Here is an 18,761-nt window from a genome sequence, read left to right on the forward strand (position 1 = left end):
TATTGTATACTACTCTTTTTGATTCATTTGATATTTATTCATTTGTTCCGCATCAAAAATCGTCGAGCCTTCGCTCTATTTACCACTGAGGTGGGAAGCCGAAGGAAGGGGCCAGATCAGGGTCAAGGAACGCCGTCACAGAGGCGATCTGCCACCCATCGCGAGGTACTCCCGCCAGGGTGACGACTTGCAGCGCGAACGCTCGATAGGACCCTGTCGCTTCGTCGATTCGATACACGACAAAGGCAGGCTGCCTGTTGGCACGTGTTGGAGATAAGCGCCAGCGGTTCTGCACCCCTGGGGGGAACAAGACGGCAAGGAGCACGCGGCGAATCGCGTCTCGTCCCTGATACCACGACGGGACCGGGGGCATGGAGAGTGTCGCATCTTCTTTGAGCAAAGCCACCAGCCCATCCACATCATCGCTCTCCCACATCTTGAGGTAGCGCGCAAGCAAGGTGTTGATGGCGGCATTCGTGCCGTCAAACAGCATCCCCTCAGGTTGCTCGCTCTGGTAGTTCTTCTCAAGCGTCACCCGGGCGCGGTGCAGGGCGCTGTTGACCGCTCCTACCGAGATCTCTAGCAGGTGTGCGACCTCGGCGGCACGCCAGTCCAGCACATCCGAGAGCAGCAAGATAGCCCGCTGGCGAGGTGGGAGTACCTGAAGAGCCGTGAGAAAAGCCAATGAGATGCTCTCGTGCCTGCTATAGCGGGCCTCCGGGTCTTCAGCCGCCTCAGCGAGCCAGTTGTCAGGGAAAGGCTCAAGCCAGAGTACTTCAGAATTCCTTGGCGCCACTGACTGCGCTGCGTCCGACGCGGGAGTAGCCACGGTTGGAAGCGTGCGCGGTGAGCGTTTCTTGAGCATATCCAGGCTGGTGTTGGTGGCAATCGTATACAGCCAGCGACGCAGCGACCCCGGATCGCTCTCCGTGAAGGTGTCAAAATGCCGCCAGGCGCGCAACATAGCATCTTGCACCGCATCCTCGGCATCGTGCAATGAACCCAGCAGACGATAGCAGTGCAGCAGCAATTCACGGCGATAAGGCTCGATCACGAGGCTGCTCGCGGCTTGATCGGTGCGTGCAACGCTGTTGATCCGCTCTCCCTTGCTCGGCTTCGCTCTTTCGCTGGACTCCATGTTTCTTCCTGCCAGACCCTTTCTTCTCAAACGTCGCACCCGTCCCATTGGTGCTGCTCGATTAGCTCAACTGCATTCTACCATGTGAGCAGGCTCTTTGCCACAGCCAACAACCACCTGAACCAGCTATCAGGTGGTCCGCAAAATTGCTCCACGAGATGCGAACAGTTTTGCTCTTTGCGGCAGTTTAGTAAGTGTCTATGCACCGCAAGGTGACTCGACACTATGGATGAATGGTCTCCTCAACAGGAGCATACACATCAGGAGGATTATGATGCTGCTTGAAAAGAAAAATGCCATTATCTACGGAGCAGGTGGCGCCGTTGGCGGCGCCATTGCCCGCGCCTTCGCCCGTGAAGGGGCCAGAGTCTTTCTTACCGGTCGTACGCGGGCTTCTCTGGACGCGGTCGCCGAGCAGATTGCCGCCGAGGGTGGCGAGGTCGAGACTGCTCAGGTGGATGCGCTCGATGAGCAAGCGATCGAAACGCATGCCGACGCGGTGGTGCGAGCAACAGGAGGCATTGACATCTCCGTCAACGCCATCAGGGTTGCCGCGCCAGGCATTTACGGCATCCCGATCGTCGAACTGTCACCTGAGCGTTTCTCCTTGCCGGTGACGGCCTATCTGAACTCCCACTTCTTAACCACACGGGCGGCGGCACGGCGCATGATCAAAACAAGATCAGGAGTGATCATCACCATCACCGGCATGCCTGCCCGCGCTGCCACTCCAGGCGCCGGAGGAGTGGCAGTCGCGTGGGCGGGTATCGAAGCGCTCACCCGAGGACTGGCGGTCGAACTGGGACCGCTGGGCGTCCGAGCCGTCTGCTTACGCTCAAATTCTATCCCTGAGACGACCGTGATTCGTGAAGGATACAACGCTCGTGCCAGGGCCACAGGTCAGACCCCCGAGCAAATACAGGCCGCCGCGGAAGCAACGACCCCGCTCAAACGCCTGCCGACTCTGGCCGATATGGCCAACGTAGCGACCTTCATGGCATCCGATCAGGCCAGGGCGATGACGGCAACCGTGGCCAACCTCTCTGGTGGCCTGCTCCCCGACTCGTAAATTCGGCCCTTGCGGCCGATTTCTCCTCGCCGTGCGATTATGCATCTCAAAAGAGATAACGTAGGTTCGGCCCTTGCGGCCGATTTTCCTCGCCACCCGAACACGTCCATTATATGCATGATCGTGCGGGCAGCCGGAAATCGGCCGCAAGGGCCGAACCTACGATGGGGTGGGTTATATTTTGGTGCGCAGCCATGTGACGGCCTGCTCGAATTTGTCGCAGCCGCTGAAGTGTTGGATGTCGCCTTCGTGGTTGTTGATCAGCAGGGTATCATTCGTATGTTCATCCGAGGCGGTGATCAGTTTTATCTTATAGCCGAGTTCGGACGCCAGCATGTTCATCAGGAGTACCGCCAGACCTCTTCGCATCATGCCCTCTTTTCCGCATAGTGCCTATTATTTATTGCTAAGATTATACATATTTTGCTTATAGTAGTTAAATTTGTGAGAGCAAGCAGGAAAAAAAGAGGACTTTTGGGTAACCCGCGCCGGGAGGCGGAGGCCGCTGTCTGCTGGCATAGCTAGATAGCGGCCTCGACGCCTGCTTCCGGTGCGTGCGCCCGGTCAATGGGGAGTGTAAAGCAGAAAGTTGAGCCTTGCCCCTCTTCACTTTCAACCCAGATCCGCCCTTCCTGGCGCTGAATAATTTCGAAGGAAATATACAGGCCGAGCCCTAGCCCTGAAATCGATGTTTTCCGGGCCTCTTCCAGGCGATAGAAAGGATCAAAGATCTTCTGCTGCAGGTGCTTGGGGATGCCGGGTCCGAAGTCCTGTACGCGCAGGGTGACCGATTCGTTATCGGAGGATGTCCTCACCACGATGCGGTTGCTATTGGGCGCGTACTTGGTGGCATTGGTGAGCAGATTGGTAATCACCTGCCCGATGCGGCCGCGATCGCCCCAGACGGTTTTATTAGATTCGCCATCGCGCAGGATCGTGTGCTTCTCAGAGACCGGCTGGATCTCCTCGATCAGCTCAGATACCAGTTCGTCGAAGTCGAAGTAGCTCTCGCGAAATTGCAGCTTGCCCCCTTCGATGCGCGTAACATCCTGGAAGTCGCTGATCAGCTCGGCGAGTTTATCGATCTGGGTATTCATGCGCGTGGTGGTGCGCAGATCCTGTTCGTCGCCGCTGAGCAGGAAGCGCTTGCGCAGGATCTGCGCGTGCGCCTTCAGGCTGGTGAGCGGTGTACGCAGCTCATGCACAACCATGCTGATGAACTCGTTGCGCTTCTTCTCCAGTGCCTGGCTGGCCAGCTGCTCGCTGATCAGCTTTTCGCGTTCATGCTCGGCCTTTTTGCGCTCAATAGCATAGCGAATAATGCGCCGCAGGATGTCCTCCTGCAGACCCTCCTTGGAGATATAGTCGTCCGCGCCGGCCTGCAAGGCCAGAATATCGATTTCGGATTCGTTGGCGCCGGTAAGCAGCACGATCGGCTTTCCATAGCCCTGACTACGAGCTTTTCGGATCAACTCAATGCCATTGATCGCACCTAGCCGATAATCGAGCAGGCAGAGGTCATGCTGGTCCGTCAGCATACGCTGCAGGCCCAACATTGGATCGCTCTCCCAGACCAGGTTATAGCGGGCGTTGTGCATCTTGGTGAGTACTTTTCGGAGGAGGAAATAATCCTCCTCGTCGTCCTCAATGAGTAGAATCGTTGTTGGCTGTAGTTCCATACGTATCCTTCTTTGATTTGGCTGGCAACGTCACCACTTCAAACCAGTATTTGCCCAGTGCCTGCATGACCTCGATTAGCTTCTCAAACGTGACGGGCTTGGTAATAAACGAGTTGACGCCCAGTTTGTAGGAGCGATAGATGTCCTCTTCCGCTTTTGAGGTGGTGAAGACCACGATCGGGATCTCCCGCAGCTCTGGATGATTCTTGATCTCTTTGAGTGCTTCGCGACCATCCTTTTTGGGCATATTCAGGTCGAGCAAGATCAACCCTGGCAGTGGAGCGGTCGAAGAGTCGGCATCGGCGTACTTGTTGCGATGAAGCAGGTAATCGAGCAGCTCCTCTCCATTGCTGACGCTATAGAGCGTATTGAGCAGCTTCCCCTTTTTCAAAGCTTTCTGGGTCAGAAGGATATCGTCTTCGTCATCATCGGCCATCAAAATGACGATAGAGTTCAAATTATTCATAAAGGTTTTCCGTATCTTTCGTTTGATGATTGACTGGTAAAGTCACAATGAAGGTCGAACCCTCGTCAGGTGTACTGGTGGCGGTAATAGTACCGCCGTGCCGTTCGACGATTTTGCGCACAACCGCCAGACCGATCCCCGTGCCTTCATACTCGTTCCTGCCATGCAGGCGCTGGAAGACGGTGAAGATGCGATCCAGATACTTTTCATCGAAGCCAATGCCGTTATCCTCTACGGTCAACACGCAGATGGGTCCAGTGTTGAACTCGTTCTCGGGGTCCGCCTCCTGGATGGTGGCCGTGACCTTGATGACGGGCGGCACGTCGGGTCGATGAAACTTGAGGGCGTTGCCCAGCAGGTTCTGTAGTACCTGGTAGATCTGTCGCGAGTCGGCATCGATGGTGGGTAGCTCCGCGACCTCGATGGTGCCGTGCGTGTCCTGAATGCGCGCCTCCAGGTCGTCGATGACGTCGCGGATGATTATGTTCAGGTCGGTTGGCGTAAATGGCATGGTTTTGGTGGCGACCCGCGAGAAGGTGAGCAGATCGTCGATCAGGATGCGCATGCGACCGGCGGCGTTGCGCATGCGATCGAGGTATTCCTTGCCATCATCGAGCTGTTCGCCGTATTCATCCTCAAGTAGATTGCCGAAGGCCTGGATCTTGCGTAGCGGCTCCTGCAGGTCGTGCGAGGCCACATAGGCGAACTCTTGCAGCTCCTGGTTGCTGCGCTCCAGGTCGGTGTTGAGTTGGCGTAGCTCCTCGGTGCGCTGGGCAACGCGCGCCTCCAGGTTGGTGTTGAGCTCCTGCAGGTTGCGATAGATGCGCGCGCGCTCGATCGCCATCGAGACGCGGCTGGCCAGTTCTTCGGCGATGTTGAGGTCGGCTCTGGTGTAGGGGCCGCGCTCGGCGCCTGCGACCAGGGTGACCGTGCCCTCGATCGTGTCCTCGATCATCAGCGGAACCACCATGGCCGAACTGGCGTGCAGGGTGCGCAGCATCTCTTGCTCGTCCGCGTCGGGGGTCAGGGCCGCATAGGCATCCCGATCGAGTTGGAAGATGAGATCAGACTTTTTCTGCTGTCGCGTCGTGTTTAGCACCGATGGCGTGACCTCGGCATCAATGGCGCGGCTGATCTCCTCGAAGCTGAGCTCGTGCATTCCCCGTACGGGATCTGGATATGAGAGGCTCAATGGCTGGATGTCCGCCTCCTCACTGTGCAGGTCGATGCGGCACCAGTCGGCGATGGCCGGGATGGCGTTTTTGATCACATGCGCCAGCACTTCGCGGTAATCGATTGAGGCGACCAGCAGCTTACTGGTGGAGGCGATAAATCCAACCTGTTCCAGCGTGCGGGCCAGCTGCAGCTCGGCCTCTTTACGCTCGGTAATATCGATGTTGACGCCGACGACGCGCAGCGCCTGACCATGTTCGTCGTACTCGGTTTCGCCCTTGCCCAGCATCCAGCGGATGGTGCCATCGGGCTGGATGATGCGGAACTCGACGTTATAGGCAGGACCACCTTCGGTGGAGCGCCGCAGGTTGCTCGCGGCCCGCTCTATATCATCCGGGTGGACGCGCTGGGCCCAGTTTTCGTATTTTCCTTCAAAACCGCCGGCCGGCAGCCCGTAGAGCATTTCTAGCTCGGGGGTCCAGATAATATCGTTGGTGGGGACCAACCACTCGAAGGTGCCGATCTGGGCTGCCTGCTGCGCCATCTCAAAGCGCTGCTGGCTGGAGCGGGTAATCTCGCGGTTGCGGATCATCTCGGTGACCTCGACGGCATGCACCATAATGCCTTCGACCTCGCCATCAACATTGCGTGAAGGCTGATAGACGAAGTTGATGAAGACCTCTTCTTTGTGTCCATTGAAGTGCCGATCGATCAGCACCGGAATCTCGTTGCCGATGAACGGCTCTCCGGTCTCATAGACGTTATCGAGCAACTCGTAGAAGCCCTGCCCTTCCAACTCTGGCAGCGCCTCGCGCACGGTCTTGTCGAGCAGGTCGCGGTTGCCGACGAGCTGCATATAGAGCTCATTAGCGAACTCATAGCGATGCTCGGGACCACTCAGCAGACAGACGATGGCGGGCACCTGCATTAAGAAGTTGTGCAGGCGCAGGCGTTCGGCTTCGGCCACAGACCTGGCTCGCTGCTCCTGCGCCAGCAGGCGCGTGCGATCTTCCTCTATACGCTTCTGTTCTGTGATGTCGCGTGCGATGCTCAACACCGATATTATGTTGCCGGAGGCGTTAAACTCGGGTGAGAGACTGGCCTGGTAGTAGCGCTGGCCGGAGGGGCCGTCGTATTTAAGCTCGATCTCTGTCGGCTGCCGCGTCTCGAAGACCTTACGCAGCCCATCCTGCCAGATGGTGACGTACTCGGGGGATAGACCAATCTCCGCGTGGGTGCTGCCGATTAATGTCGTCTGCGGGATATTTGAAGCCCGGGTTGCCGCTGGATTGATATAAATAAAGCGGAAATCGCGATCGAAGCGAGCGATGATGTCGCGGGCGTTTTCCGCCAGGGTCTGGAAGGCCTGCTGCTGGCGATACAGGGTCTCCTCCATCTTTTTGCGCTCGTCGATTTGCTGGATAACCACGATCAGGTAGAGCGGCTGGCCGTCATCATCGCGTGCGAGGGAGGCTGTGATATGCATCCAGGTAACCTGGCCATCCTTGCGTATGTAGCGTTTCTCGCCGCGATAGGTGGCCAGCTCGCCCGTCAGCAACTGCTGGAACGCCTGCGCGCTATCCGCCAGGTCTTCCCGGTAGGTGGTTTGCTGGATGGTAAGGTTCTGTAATTCTTCGCGGCTATAGCCCAGACCATCGCACAATCGCTGGTTGACCTGTAGCCAGCGGCCATCAAGGCCCACATGCGCCATGCCGACTGCCGCCTGCTCAAATGTTGCCTGGAAACGTCGCTCGTTTCTTCTGACTTCCGAGCGCAGTTGCGAGATCGTATTGATCTCTTCCTGCGGCGCGGGATCAGGTCGCTTCACCATGCACTGTCTCTTTCTGATATTTCCAGCCATCCCGAGACGTAATCTCCCGCTTAATGCAGGCATACAATAACTTTGGCCGAAATAAAATAGATTGGTTTTCTGATATGTTAATAGTTACATATTATACATCACGGCTACATTGTCTGACTTGTGTATTCTGGGACCATGATGGGTTCGTTAGAGGGATAGCATTGTACAGATCATATCCGGCATATTCGCGGATGCATAGATACGTATTATTATATCGTTTTTGCCGCACCGCACATTCACTGCAGATCAGATGGAGCAGCCCCTCTTTTTCTCTACGGCCTATCTCCATACAGTCATATACTGCCAGCGCGAAGCTAGCCTCGCATTATCCTGCGATGTTCATATTAACATAAACTGTTTTATCCCTGCAAGGAAAAGCCGCCCCGATCGCCACGGGTCCTACCGATGAATACGTTTTTGTTGTGCTCCAGAGCTGCGTTTAGTACTTTTTGCTTATTTTCCTGGCGCAGCTCTCTGCTATGGGAAGGGAAATCGGACGCGAGGCCCGAATATCGCCGGGCGTTTGTGTGCGTGAAGGAGAAATCGGGCGCGAGACCCGAACCTACGAGAGGGCGCCGCCCAAAAGATGAGATGGATTTCGTGCGGGCAATACCATCTCTGGATAGAGCCCGTCGGCACTGGCTATGGCGGATCCTTGAGATAACGCTGCCCGGCCATCCCCGGCTGGCTCGATTAGTATTTGATAGGTCGTGGAAATCTGGCCAACTTCTTTTCTTTTTCCCTTTTTGAGGTGTAGAAAAAAGGCCTGCTGCATATAGCCTATGCTGTACCAGTACGTAAAGGCGTCGTGATGCGCTACTTTATCGCAGATAGTAGTGTTGGGATGACGGAAGAAGCGTCCAGCCGCGATATGACCGCGCTCCCATATCAGTGAGAACGGTTCATTTTGTCCTATCTTCTCTATATAACGGAGATAGTCATTCTGCCCCTGATGGCGAGCAGTGGTACAAATGATTTGGAGCTGAGCTTCCAGGTCCTGCTCGGGGCTGAATAGTTGTTGTACCATCTGGCGCCATTGGTCATTATCTAATTGAGGAGGCGATGGAGAGCAATACAGGAGATATGTATAGATTTCTAGCAGAGTGATATAGCGTTTCTTGCGATTTCTGCGGTGCCGCTGTTCGATCACCTGTGAAAAGTGTTGCGCACAAATAGTCGAGCTCCAGTGCTCAGGATAGGAGATGTCGGGATGGATATAGGGCCAGCACCAGGCGCATTGCTCCTGGGGAGTTGTTACTGGGCCATATATATAGAAGCTGGTTTGAAAATAGTGCGGATTACATTCCGACATGTATTTCCTCCTTTCCATGGATGCGCAATTCGTTCCCTGACATAGAAAGCGAACCACTACGTTGTAGTTATACTTTTATAGTATCAATCTAATTGCTTATTGCTTTGTTTGGGTAGTAGAGCATAAGACTATATATTACAGTAATATGTAATTAAAGCTTGAGCTACGAGCGCACAAAGCAATATGCTCAGCGTACGATGCTCTATAACCTGCCTGTTTCGTATCAAAAAACTATGTATTTTGCGAACAGAATTCCTTTAGTTATGATACGAAATGGGAAGCAGAAAAAGATGCACCGCTTCGTGAATAGATTGATTGGTTGAGTAATAGTATAGTTAAAGTCGCCACCAAAAGTCAACCTTCGCCGCGGAAAAATGTTTGATATTTAGTAAACATGCTCTGCAATATATGAGAATAATTGTCTTGATACGATGGATTACCTTGCCAGGAAGTGGGCAAGCAGCCGTAATTGTGCAATATATATAAGATATAGCGCGCCGCGTTGGTTTGGGGATTGTCACCTGGCTATACTCAGGGGAGCGTGGTTGCGTCGGACATTAGCTCTGGAGGCGGACGCTGTCGAGGACGACGGGCCATGCTTCATACACGCTGGTGCGCTGATATTGCACCAGTTCAAGCCTGTCTATGGTGGCGGTGCCAAAATCGCTCTGGCGCTGGCCTTCAACGAAGGAGACGCAGCCTGCCGGATCGAGCAGGGGACCTGAGAACACAATCAGGCTGGCGTGAGCCAGGTCGCGGATGCCGGGTCCCGGCAGATGTTTCTCCGCGCGAACGCGGGCGTGAAAGGTCTCGCGCAACTGCCGCAGGGTCTCATCAACGGGCCAGCCCTGCGCCATCACGCTCATCTGATTGGCGGTCAGCCCCTGATAGCGGATCTGAAGCGGGGGGAACTGCGTGGCCACCTGTCGCAGCACCCGCCGATACTGCTGTATGTACTCATCGTCAGCGGAGATCGATGGGCGATAAAGCTCGATCGTCTGCAAGGTAGTGTGCAGATTTGCAGCTTGATAGCGCAGATGCCGCGTCCCCGTCCAGTGCGCGAGCTCGTCGATCACACCCGTCAGACGTTCGGCCGCCTCGCCCCGCAGGCGCATAATCACGCTAACGCCCCAGCGCTGGCTCTCCACGCCCGGAATAGGATCGGGCCGCACCTCGCCTCGCGCCAAAGGCTCACGCGCCTCGCGCCAGAAACGATCATAGATCTGCCGCATATGATCCTGCTGCGCCTCGAATGCAGACATGGACGATTCTCTCCCTGTATTCCCTTTATATGGGTGGATGGGGGCGCTAATGCGCCCCCATCCACCCATATAAAAAATCAGTGCGGCCGCGCAGCGGACGCGCGTGCGGGGGGCTATTATGTTCCCTAATTAAGATGAGAGTAAGACCTACTCTTACTGCTTAGAGCGAAGATCATCATTATAGCCCCAGGCATCAAGGTCGGGCAGCTCGATCCCCTGCTGAGCCAGCAGCGTGGCGATCTGCGAACGATGATCGATACCGTGGTTAATGACCTGGATCGCCACGATATAGGCCTGGCACTCGTAGGTCCCTCCATCCAGCCAGAAGGTCTCGCTCAGATCTCGCTCCTTCGCGATGGCGATTAAGGCTGTACCCGACAGCTCGGCGTGCCGCCGCAGCTCCTCGAAGCCCACAAAGGTGGTCACTTCCTTCAAGTAGGGAGTGGGCTTGATCTTATTGAACGAGTACGCATAGCCCTCTTCCGATGAGAAAAGGTGCATGAGGATCTCGCGTATGCTGCCAAAGACCCCGACCATGGTCGCGTCCAGCTGCTCATCGCTTAACTGCTCGCAGAAATCGAGCAGGCGTCGGTTTGCCCAGAGGTTATACTCAAAAAAATTGGGAAGTCCAGTGGTCATTGCTCGTAACTCCTTCATATAGCTATTATCTAACAACGCGCAAGGAAACGCTGGAAGCGAAAATGCTCCCCACCTTGCTTGCTTGCCTTTGATTGTCTCTTTCCCGTTCCAGCAGGAGACAGTATGGAGTTAGCGGCACACTGGCGTAGCCATCAAAACCTCCCAAAAAATCTCAACTTTGTCTTTTAGGAGTATACAGAACGTCATCAGCCCTGTCAAGGAGCGCCTTGAGCGTGTGTTTCCATTATAGCCTGGTCTGTTCATTGGTACAGGTTTCAATCTGTCCACTTGCCGGGTGAAGGCCATCTCGCGGCATGTTAGAGTAAGGTCCTCGCTTACTAGAAGTACATGTTATGAGATCGAGGAGCATTACTGATGGACGTTCAAATGAACCCTGCTGCGACCGAGGCGCAATCATTGCCCCAGCCTGATCCACGGCGCTGGCTGATGCTGGTGGTCGTGTTCTGCGCAGGTTTTTTAGATGTGCTGGACAATTTTATTATCAATGTGGCCCTGCCCTCTATCGGGCGTGAACTGCACGCTAGCTTTGGCGAGCTGCAGCTGGCGGTTGCCGGCTATACCCTTGCCTATGCCGTTCTGCTCGTCACCGGTGGTCGCCTGGGTGATCTTTACGGGCGCAAGCGCCTTTTTGTGCTGGGTATCGGTGGCTTTACCCTGTTTTCCGCCGGCTGTGGCGTTGCCCCGACCACGTCCCTGTTGATCATTTCCCGCATCTTGCAAGGCGCGTCAGCGGCGCTGATGTATCCGCAGGTGATGTCTTTTATTCAGGTCACATTTACGCCAGCCGAGCGTCCGCGTATCTTTGGCTATTACGCGGCCATCGCCGGCCTGGCATCCATTCTAGGGCAGGTATTCGGTGGCTTCCTGTTGACCGCCAACCTGTTCGACACTGGCTGGCGGAGCATCTTTCTGGTTAACGTGCCAATCGGCCTGCTGGTATTTCCCGCCGCCCTGCTCGTGTTGAGGGAGTCGAAGGTTGCGGAGGCGCGGCGCCTGGACTATGGTGGCGTTGGACTGCTGACGCTGGCGCTGTTTTTGTGTGTCTGCCCGCTGGTGATGGGTGAAAGCGCCGGCTGGCCCTGGTGGATGCTGCTGTGCTTGTTGCTATCGATACCAGCGCTGATCGCTTTTCTGCTCTATGAACAGAAGATTACCAGACAGGGCAGAACCCCGCTCGTCTCATTGCTTCTTTTTCGTCGGCGCCGCTTTTCATCGGGCCTGGTCACCATCACGCTCTCGTCTGGACTGTTTACCGCCATGTTGTTTCTGTTGACTTTCTACCTGCAAACGCTGCTGCACCTGACTCCATTGCAGGCGGGACTGGTCTTTATGGTGTCGAGTATCTCGTTTATCCTGGCCTCGCTGATCAGTCCAGCTGTATCGATTCGGCTGGGTAAACGCGGTCTGCCCGTTAGTGCGGCATTGGTCACGCTGAGCTACCTTCTGCTAGTGTTGGCGGCGCAGTTCCTGGTCCCGCTCTGGGGGATACCACCCTTGCTGGTGGCCCTTTTCGCCTCGGGATTTGGCATGGGCCTGCTAGGTACGCCGCTGCTGGCTAAAACGCTAGAAGACATCAAGCACGATGATGCCGGGGTCGCCTCGGGTATCTATAGCACCGTTCAGCAGACAGCTGGTGCGTTTGGAGTGACCATCCTTGGTCTGCTGGATACCTTTTTTACGCTGAGCAGCGGTAGCCCGCTGCACGCCTTTGTGCTCACTATGGCGGTGATCATGCTGCTCAGCTGTGGACTCTGGCTTTCTGTGCGCCCAATCAAGTGATTAGGGTGCTGGCAGGTAGAGACTCAGGGAGCGACCTGCAGCACGATGCGCCCACGCCCATGGCCGATCTGGCTGAGGGCGTGGGCCTGGCTCGCCTCAGACAAAGGGAAGGTCCGGGCGATTGTTGTCCTGATCTGACCCGTCGCCATCAAATGGGCGATGTCCTGCAGCAGGTGGGTGGAGGGGAAGGGGAAGGTCGGCGTGTTCTGTATGGCACGAATACCATAGTAGCTGGCCTCCTGCTGCGATGGTGCCTGTCCGAGGAGCGTGATGAGGATGCCGCCGCGTTTGACGATCCGCATGGAGCGCGTCATAATCTCACCGCCCATCGTGTCGAGCACCACGTCTACGTTCCGTGCCAGTTCCTCAAATGGGGTTCTGGTATAATCAATGACGATATCAGCGCCCAGGGAGCTCACAAACTGCGCGTTGGCCGCTGATGCCGTGGCGATGACCTGCGCGCCCTGCCAATGGGCGAACTGGACCGCGAACAGGCCGACCCCTCCGGCGGCCGCGTGGATGAGGACGCGTTGACCCGGCTGCAGATCCGCGTTTTCAATCAGCGCCGACCAGGCCACGGTGGCCCCGCCTGAAATCGTCGCCGCCTCCGCGAAGCTGATCTGCTCTGGCTTGAGGGCCAGCGTCTCTACCGCTGCGGTTGTATATTCAGCGTAGCCGCCGTTGTTGCTGCGGCCGAAGACCGCCTGCCCGACGCTGAACCCTGTCACGCCGGGACCCATCTCCTCGACGACCCCGGCGATGGCGCTGCCAGGAATATAGGGGAATGTGGACGGGCGAACACGCCCGAACAGACCCTGGCGCACCTTCCACTCTATCGGCAGCACACCAACGGCGTGTAATCGCACCAGCACCTCACCCTCCCCCGGCCGTGGACAAGGGATCGACTCCAGCACCAACTCTTCAGGGCCGCCATACCGCCGCACCTGTATAGTCTGCATCATCTTTTCTGACATGATATGCATCCTTCCCAATATAATTGCGCCCAATTAAATTGCGCACAATTGTATTGCTTCTAAAAAATTGTTCCCTATCACGGAACAGTATAGGAGGGTGCATATCGGTTGGTCGCTGTCCAAAAGGAGGGATGTGACCTGAACAATAGGGCAGCTTTCGAGCTGCCCTATTGTATCGAGGTATGGTAGTCGCTCAGGCGTTGCGCCAGGAGTACTGTGGCTGATAGCCCAGCAGCTTGCGCGCCTTGGTGATGGAGAGGAGCGTCTCGAACTCTTCGATCTCGCCCTTCAGGGGGACGCCGGGGAAGACCTCCGCCAGCAGATCGCGGCTGGGACGGTTCATGACGGTGTCGGCGGCGGCGATGATAAAGGCTTCTGCCCCCTGGATGTCGGCTTCGAGTCCCATGCGGCAGCTCTGGGCGACATCGCGCGCATCGACATAGCCCCACAGATTCCATTTGCGCGACTTTGCATCCTCAGAGAATGAGGGGAAGCGCGCGTAATCATGGGGCTCCATGATATTAGAGAAGCGCAGTCCCACAAAGGGGATGCCGCTCCAGCGGCTGAACTGGCGCGCCATCTCCTCCGAAATAACCTTGGAGAGCGCGTAGCTGGACTCTGGATTCAGCGGATGCTCCTCGTCGATCGGCGCGTAAACGGGCTTCTCGCGCTCAAACGGTAGTCCCAGCGTGGTCTCGCTCGATGCCCACACCACCCGCTGCAGCTTCAACGTCGTGGCCGCGCTGAAGATATTATAGGTACTGAGCGTATTATTGCGAAACGTCGCCTCCTCCGGCTGCAGACCCGAGGACGGGATCGCGCCCAGATGAACGACCGCGTCGCTGCCGCTCAGCACCTCAAAGACCTGTCCCAGATCGGTCAGGTCTGTTTTAAGAAATGGACACAGCCGCTCCTGTGGCGGCAGCAGATCCACACTCAACACCTCGTAATCATGCGCCAGCAGATCCTTGATTACCGCCCGGCCCGCCTTGCCACTGCCCCCGGTAACAACAACTTTTTTCATAACTATTTCCTCCATACATGCGAACATATTATTAATACTATTATATTCCTTACACGTACTGGTTTGTTTTTATCGCTCAATATCATAGAGTTTGGCGTCGTGTATGTTCAGATTTTGTTATATGATGTTCTTTATCATCAAAATAGCTGAACCTTTATGCATCGCGTGATCTAAGTATTAATCATGCTAATCCTTCGTCTGTATTGGTAGTAGGTTACCTGGTCCATATGGCACTATATTCAGGCACCTATACAAGAGTAGCCAATTACTTGATCTGTTCCAAGAAATGTGGCAAAATCAGGATCTTGTTTTTTGTATGACATAGTTAGTAGGATAAATAAAAGAGGTTCTATGCAGATTCGTATGCTCCATGAGGGCGATGCTGAGGCATTTCTGCGTTTGAGGCAGCAGGTCAATGAAGAGACAACTTTTATGTTGCGCGAGCCTGATGAAAATGCCCTGCTCGCAAAGCAGCAGCTAGAGCAGTTTCTGCGCAACTCGCCATCAAATGATTTACTCATTCTGGTAGCCGAGGATGATCAGCAACTGGCTGGTTTTTTGATTGGGGAGCGCGGGCTGCGTCAGCGCAATCGCCGACGCCTCAGCCTGGTGGTAGGCCTGCTCCAGGCCTTTGTAGGGCGAGGCATCGGGACACAACTCTTTATCACTATGGAGGATTGGGCCCGCCAAAACGGTATCTTGCGCCTGGAATTGACCGTCATGATTCATAATAAAGCAGCGGTAGCCCTCTATCAGAAGCGTGGCTTCGTCATCGAGGGCACTATGCGGCAAACAATGCTCATCGAGGGTAACTATATCGACGAGTACATGATGGCCAAACTGCTTGGCTAGATGCCGCACTCGCTAGCTATTCTGACTCTCCTCGGCCTTGACCTGTTCTTCGTGGTAGCTGTTAATCTGGTCGAAGATGTCGGGTGGAAAGTTTAGCTCCTGGTAGACATTGCAGGCATCGGGATTTTCGGGATCGGGACAGATCGGAAATTCCTGTTGTGCCTGCCACTCCAGGATGCGCTCGCGCTTGGGTGGATTATAGTTGCGCTGTTTGACCTGCTGCAGCAGGGCGCGCGAATCGGTGGCATTGTGGTCGGGCTGATGGCTCAGCAGATCGACGATCTCGTCATCAGAGAGGAAGTGGCGCGAGATCATTACAAAGGTCAGGCGGCCATAGTGGCCGATATCCTCTTGCTTCTCCAGCGCATCCAGCAGGTGCGCCATCATCGGCGACTTGCGCAGCTCGGCGGTATTGCTGGACTGCTCTGAACGATTGGTCTGTTTATTATTCGTAGCATGGTCAGCTTGACTCATGGAATCTTCCTTTCACATCTCACAACTTCTAACACATAACGAACTTAAACTGCTGTCTTTACAGAGTAGAACAAAAGTTCTGAAAATGCAAGCAGAACCATACCTATGGATCATCTGGTATGGTTCTGCGCTAGAAAAGTATGCCCATTCACCCCTTGCCACACCCCTCCTGCATAGGATACGGATCGGCTTGCCCAAACGATGCACTCGTGCTCTTGTGGTAGATACTTTCTCAATTCCTTTCCTTTTCCGTATGAGGGAATCTCTCCATCACACGAAACGGAAATCCTCTGTAGCACATTCAGAAGAGGAGAGCGGTAGTGCCAGGGGCGGTCAGGATGGCATAGGTGTAGAAATCGTTTCCTCTTACCTCTTCCAGTGAAGCATTAAATATGTTATATTTAGCAATGTAAATGTTGTGTTTACAACTGAAGGTGCCAATCCTACTTTACCCTATCTTTTGTTTCCCGGCCTCCCATGTCTTTCGTCTGAATTATATTACATGGAGGTATATCTATTTTATGCATCGAAGCATGTCTCTCTCGCGTCTCTCTCTCTCGGCCATATTTACCCTGTTAGTCCTGTTTGCGGGCCTGATGGTGTCATCGCCCACAGCGAACGCCCAGACTGTCAGTAATGACAAAGTTGGCTCCGCCTTTGATCAGGCCAGTCGCGAATCTGGCGTGCCCTCTTCTCTGCTCAAGGCGTTGTGCTATATGGAGGGGCGTTTAAGCAATCACGGAGGTAGCCCCAGCATTGATGATGGTTTTGGCTGCATGCATCTGGTTAAGAATAAGCGCACTGATACGCTGGATCAAGCCGCTGGCCTGCTACATGTGAACGCTAACCTGCTCAAGACCGATATCGCCACCAATATCCGTGGTGGCGCTGCCATCCTGCGCGCGGAAGCCTTGCAACTCTCCAGCACACATACCGCGCCCGGCAACCTGGCTGACTGGTATGGTGCTGTGGCTGAATATAGTCATGCGACAGTGCGCTCCACCGCGCTCATGTACTCGGATGCCCTCTACCATATCCTCAACACGGGCTTTAGCGCGCAGAGTGATACTGGCGAAACTATCACCCTCGCGGCACAAACAGTCAAGCCCAATACTGGGACAGCGAATGCGGTCAAGAGCTCATCCACGATTCCTGCCGGGTGCAGTGCCACCCCAACAGGCGACTATCCCGCCGCGGTAAACTGCATTCTCGATCCCAACACTTTTGACTGCACACTTCCGCAAACGCTCTATCCTCCCTGCAACTATGAGGAGCGCTCCGACGCGGGCTATCCGCTGCCAGTCAACTACGTGGTAATTCATGATACTGAGGGTTCGCTGCAAGATGCTCTCAATGCTTTCCAAAACACCGATCCTAAAACCTCTGCTGGTGCCGCAGCAAACTACATTGTTGATTCTGATGGTACTGTCTATCAGATGGTACATGATGTTGATTTTACCTATAACTGCGGGAACTACTGGTATAATCAGCACTCGGTTGGCATTGAGAATGTGGGCTATGACGCGACCGGCTTCCAGTGGTACAATGCGGCTCAATACCTTGGCTCGGCGAAGTTGGTTGCCTATCTGCTCAAGAAGTATAACCTGCCCCTGGATCACAATCACATAGTATCCCACGGTACAGTGCCTCCGCCTTTGTATCCATATGGTCCTAACCACGTCGATCCAGGTCCCTACTGGCTGTGGGACTACTACTTTGGCCTGATTCATAGCCAGGGGGTGCCCTATCCTCAGGAAGAGCGTACAAAAGGCACCATCGAACTGCACACCCAGAAACATCTCGACAAGGGAGGCGTTGAATCACCTGCCGATTTCAATTTCTTCTACCTCTATAATGGTCCCAGCACCAAATCTGGATTGATCCCGCAATATAGCAATCCCACAGATATTACCGATGTAACGAATAATGTCGAAGCCGATATGAGCTACGCGTATCTGGCCAAAGTCAAGGATCCGGCAGGGACGGGCGATACCCTGTATGAGATCTGGTACGGTGAGGATGACCAGGTTCACTCCAATCCAAGCAGCCAGTTCCAGGACGCGAAACTGGTCTGGCTGGCGGTGCCTCCTGGCGCTGATGTGACCGAGGGCACTGGCACATTGGTTAGCATCAACAGTAGTTCGGCGACAACCTTTGTGGATGGAGATCCTAAATCCGGATATGTCCTCGGTGGCGTGCCCAATGGAGCAGTCTTCGTATCTGGATATACAGTTATTCAGGATAACAGTACAGCCCTGTGGTATGAGATCAACTTCAGCCATCGCCAGGCCTTCGTACCGGCCAGCGATGTCACGATCATACATGCCTCAACGGTAAAGCAGTAAACGACGAAAGAGACCAGGCAAAAGAATAGGGTAAACAGGAGACATCCCAGCAAGCTCATCCCAGATTTTAAAGCTTGCTGGGATGAACTTGTGTATGCTGCTTTTTTCTGAACTATTTCTCCTGATGCTCGACCCACTGAGATCGCCAGGCAGGTGGCTCGAATGGATCAGCAAAGTACTGTGTCTCATGGGCAACTTTGCCGTCGCGCCCGGCCCCCTCGGTCTGAGCGCCCCCACCTATGGTGTCCTCCTGATGCTTATCAGCATCGGGAGCATCCTGGGAGCCTTTCTGACCGCGCCTGTCCAACGCTGGCTGGGGAGGCGCTGGGCTATCGGCCTCAACATCCTCGGCAACGGCTTGATGTTCGTGGCGCCCGCCCTGATGCATAACCTCTGGCTGATTGGCGTCGCGCTATTGCTGGGCGGCATGGGAGGACCGATGTGGACCATCGCGGCGGCGGCCCTGCAGGGTCGTCTTATCCCAACCGAGCTACAGGGCCGCGTCAACGCCACCTACCGCCTCCTCTCCATCGGCATGGCGGCCGCTGGATCTCTGGCCGGTGGACTGCTCGCCCAGGTCCTCGGGCTGCGCACCGTGCTCATCCTGTTTGGCATCCTGACGTGGCTACAATTCATTCCCTTTTTCAGGTTCGTCACGGAGGACGTAATGATGCGTGGGCAATAAGCAATAAG

Annotated in this window: 16 protein-coding genes; 5 read left to right on the forward strand and 11 right to left on the reverse strand. The window is 55.1% G+C overall.

The window, feature by feature from the left end:
* Nucleotides 1–79 precede the first annotated feature (79 nt).
* The gene (locus AABA21_RS11365) at nucleotides 80–1,138 is read right to left on the reverse strand and encodes an RNA polymerase subunit sigma-70 (RefSeq protein ID WP_338249908.1); all 1,059 of its coding nucleotides are present in this window, start codon (nucleotides 1,136–1,138) and stop codon (nucleotides 80–82) included.
* Between the two features lie 271 nt (nucleotides 1,139–1,409).
* On the opposite strand from AABA21_RS11365, the gene AABA21_RS11370 reads away from it, so the two are divergent.
* The gene (locus AABA21_RS11370; protein WP_338249910.1) at nucleotides 1,410–2,207 is read left to right on the forward strand and encodes an SDR family NAD(P)-dependent oxidoreductase; all 798 of its coding nucleotides are present in this window, start codon (nucleotides 1,410–1,412) and stop codon (nucleotides 2,205–2,207) included.
* Between the two features lie 174 nt (nucleotides 2,208–2,381).
* Here the strand turns inward: AABA21_RS11370 and AABA21_RS11375 are convergent, their stop codons facing one another.
* The 7 genes from AABA21_RS11375 to AABA21_RS11405 all read right to left on the reverse strand — a co-directional run bounded on the left by AABA21_RS11375 (nucleotide 2,382) and on the right by AABA21_RS11405 (nucleotide 10,599).
* Nucleotides 2,382–2,579: a hypothetical protein gene (locus tag AABA21_RS11375; RefSeq protein ID WP_338249912.1), complete on the reverse strand. Its 198-nt coding sequence runs from the start codon at nucleotides 2,577–2,579 to the stop codon at nucleotides 2,382–2,384.
* A gap of 149 nt (nucleotides 2,580–2,728) precedes the next feature.
* Entirely contained in the window at nucleotides 2,729–3,886 is a 1,158-nt protein-coding gene (locus AABA21_RS11380) for an ATP-binding protein (protein ID WP_338249914.1), read from the reverse strand.
* Entirely contained in the window at nucleotides 3,852–4,352 is a 501-nt protein-coding gene (locus AABA21_RS11385) for a response regulator (RefSeq protein WP_338249916.1), read from the reverse strand. Before AABA21_RS11385 ends, AABA21_RS11380 begins: the two co-directional genes overlap by 35 nt.
* Nucleotides 4,345–7,356 carry a PAS domain S-box protein gene (locus tag AABA21_RS11390; RefSeq protein WP_338249918.1) on the reverse strand — a complete coding sequence of 1,004 codons (3,012 nt, stop codon included), beginning with the start codon at nucleotides 7,354–7,356 and terminating at the stop codon, nucleotides 4,345–4,347. The genes AABA21_RS11385 and AABA21_RS11390 overlap by 8 nt, the downstream gene beginning before the upstream one ends.
* A gap of 592 nt (nucleotides 7,357–7,948) precedes the next feature.
* The gene (locus AABA21_RS11395; protein ID WP_338249919.1) at nucleotides 7,949–8,698 is read right to left on the reverse strand and encodes a hypothetical protein; all 750 of its coding nucleotides are present in this window, start codon (nucleotides 8,696–8,698) and stop codon (nucleotides 7,949–7,951) included.
* A 557-nt stretch (nucleotides 8,699–9,255) separates the two neighbouring features.
* Entirely contained in the window at nucleotides 9,256–9,960 is a 705-nt protein-coding gene (locus tag AABA21_RS11400; protein ID WP_338249921.1) for a hypothetical protein, read from the reverse strand.
* A gap of 153 nt (nucleotides 9,961–10,113) precedes the next feature.
* Nucleotides 10,114–10,599 (reverse strand): DinB family protein, encoded by a 486-nt coding sequence (locus tag AABA21_RS11405; protein WP_338249923.1) that lies wholly within the window; start codon nucleotides 10,597–10,599, stop codon nucleotides 10,114–10,116.
* A gap of 375 nt (nucleotides 10,600–10,974) precedes the next feature.
* Between AABA21_RS11405 and AABA21_RS11410 the strand changes: the two genes are divergently transcribed.
* Nucleotides 10,975–12,399, forward strand: a complete 1,425-nt coding sequence (locus AABA21_RS11410; RefSeq protein WP_338249925.1) for an MFS transporter — start codon at nucleotides 10,975–10,977, stop codon at nucleotides 12,397–12,399.
* A gap of 23 nt (nucleotides 12,400–12,422) precedes the next feature.
* Here the strand turns inward: AABA21_RS11410 and AABA21_RS11415 are convergent, their stop codons facing one another.
* Together AABA21_RS11415 and AABA21_RS11420 are read right to left on the reverse strand one after the other, a co-directional pair.
* The gene (locus AABA21_RS11415) at nucleotides 12,423–13,373 is read right to left on the reverse strand and encodes an NADP-dependent oxidoreductase (RefSeq protein ID WP_338249927.1); all 951 of its coding nucleotides are present in this window, start codon (nucleotides 13,371–13,373) and stop codon (nucleotides 12,423–12,425) included.
* A gap of 193 nt (nucleotides 13,374–13,566) precedes the next feature.
* Complete coding sequence (locus AABA21_RS11420; RefSeq protein ID WP_338249930.1) at nucleotides 13,567–14,397, reverse strand: NAD-dependent epimerase/dehydratase family protein; 831 nt, start codon at nucleotides 14,395–14,397, stop codon at nucleotides 13,567–13,569.
* Nucleotides 14,398–14,748: 351 nt separating this feature from the next.
* Here AABA21_RS11420 and AABA21_RS11425 point away from each other — a divergent pair, with 351 nt between their 5' ends.
* Nucleotides 14,749–15,249 (forward strand): GNAT family N-acetyltransferase, encoded by a 501-nt coding sequence (locus AABA21_RS11425; protein WP_338249932.1) that lies wholly within the window; start codon nucleotides 14,749–14,751, stop codon nucleotides 15,247–15,249.
* Nucleotides 15,250–15,261: 12 nt separating this feature from the next.
* Here the strand turns inward: AABA21_RS11425 and AABA21_RS11430 are convergent, their stop codons facing one another.
* A complete protein-coding gene (locus AABA21_RS11430) occupies nucleotides 15,262–15,723 on the reverse strand; it encodes a hypothetical protein (protein ID WP_338249935.1) in 462 nt (153 codons plus the stop codon).
* A gap of 521 nt (nucleotides 15,724–16,244) precedes the next feature.
* On the opposite strand from AABA21_RS11430, the gene AABA21_RS11435 reads away from it, so the two are divergent.
* Both AABA21_RS11435 and AABA21_RS11440 read left to right on the forward strand, forming a co-directional pair.
* Nucleotides 16,245–18,068, forward strand: a complete 1,824-nt coding sequence (locus AABA21_RS11435) for an N-acetylmuramoyl-L-alanine amidase (protein ID WP_338249937.1) — start codon at nucleotides 16,245–16,247, stop codon at nucleotides 18,066–18,068.
* A gap of 187 nt (nucleotides 18,069–18,255) precedes the next feature.
* Complete coding sequence (locus AABA21_RS11440) at nucleotides 18,256–18,753, forward strand: MFS transporter (RefSeq protein WP_338249939.1); 498 nt, start codon at nucleotides 18,256–18,258, stop codon at nucleotides 18,751–18,753.
* The last annotated feature ends 8 nt before the right edge of the window (nucleotides 18,754–18,761 follow it).

This window comes from Dictyobacter halimunensis, from assembly GCF_036245075.1.

Bases quoted from the DNA above. Each gene is read 5' to 3' on its own strand.
- AABA21_RS11395 (WP_338249919.1), bottom strand. From the start codon at position 8,698: ATGTCGGAATGTAATCCGCACTATTTTCAAACCAGCTTCTATATATAT.
- AABA21_RS11390 (WP_338249918.1), bottom strand. From the start codon at position 7,356: ATGGTGAAGCGACCTGATCCCGCGCCGCAGGAAGAGATCAATACGATC.
- AABA21_RS11440 (WP_338249939.1), top strand. From the start codon at position 18,256: ATGGGCAACTTTGCCGTCGCGCCCGGCCCCCTCGGTCTGAGCGCCCCC.
- AABA21_RS11380 (WP_338249914.1), bottom strand. From the start codon at position 3,886: ATGGAACTACAGCCAACAACGATTCTACTCATTGAGGACGACGAGGAG.
- AABA21_RS11385 (WP_338249916.1), bottom strand. From the start codon at position 4,352: ATGAATAATTTGAACTCTATCGTCATTTTGATGGCCGATGATGACGAA.
- AABA21_RS11405 (WP_338249923.1), bottom strand. From the start codon at position 10,599: ATGACCACTGGACTTCCCAATTTTTTTGAGTATAACCTCTGGGCAAAC.
- AABA21_RS11365 (WP_338249908.1), bottom strand. From the start codon at position 1,138: ATGGAGTCCAGCGAAAGAGCGAAGCCGAGCAAGGGAGAGCGGATCAAC.
- AABA21_RS11375 (WP_338249912.1), bottom strand. From the start codon at position 2,579: ATGATGCGAAGAGGTCTGGCGGTACTCCTGATGAACATGCTGGCGTCC.
- AABA21_RS11435 (WP_338249937.1), top strand. From the start codon at position 16,245: ATGCATCGAAGCATGTCTCTCTCGCGTCTCTCTCTCTCGGCCATATTT.
- AABA21_RS11370 (WP_338249910.1), top strand. From the start codon at position 1,410: ATGATGCTGCTTGAAAAGAAAAATGCCATTATCTACGGAGCAGGTGGC.
- AABA21_RS11430 (WP_338249935.1), bottom strand. From the start codon at position 15,723: ATGAGTCAAGCTGACCATGCTACGAATAATAAACAGACCAATCGTTCA.
- AABA21_RS11415 (WP_338249927.1), bottom strand. From the start codon at position 13,373: ATGTCAGAAAAGATGATGCAGACTATACAGGTGCGGCGGTATGGCGGC.
- AABA21_RS11425 (WP_338249932.1), top strand. From the start codon at position 14,749: ATGCAGATTCGTATGCTCCATGAGGGCGATGCTGAGGCATTTCTGCGT.
- AABA21_RS11420 (WP_338249930.1), bottom strand. From the start codon at position 14,397: ATGAAAAAAGTTGTTGTTACCGGGGGCAGTGGCAAGGCGGGCCGGGCG.
- AABA21_RS11410 (WP_338249925.1), top strand. From the start codon at position 10,975: ATGGACGTTCAAATGAACCCTGCTGCGACCGAGGCGCAATCATTGCCC.
- AABA21_RS11400 (WP_338249921.1), bottom strand. From the start codon at position 9,960: ATGTCTGCATTCGAGGCGCAGCAGGATCATATGCGGCAGATCTATGAT.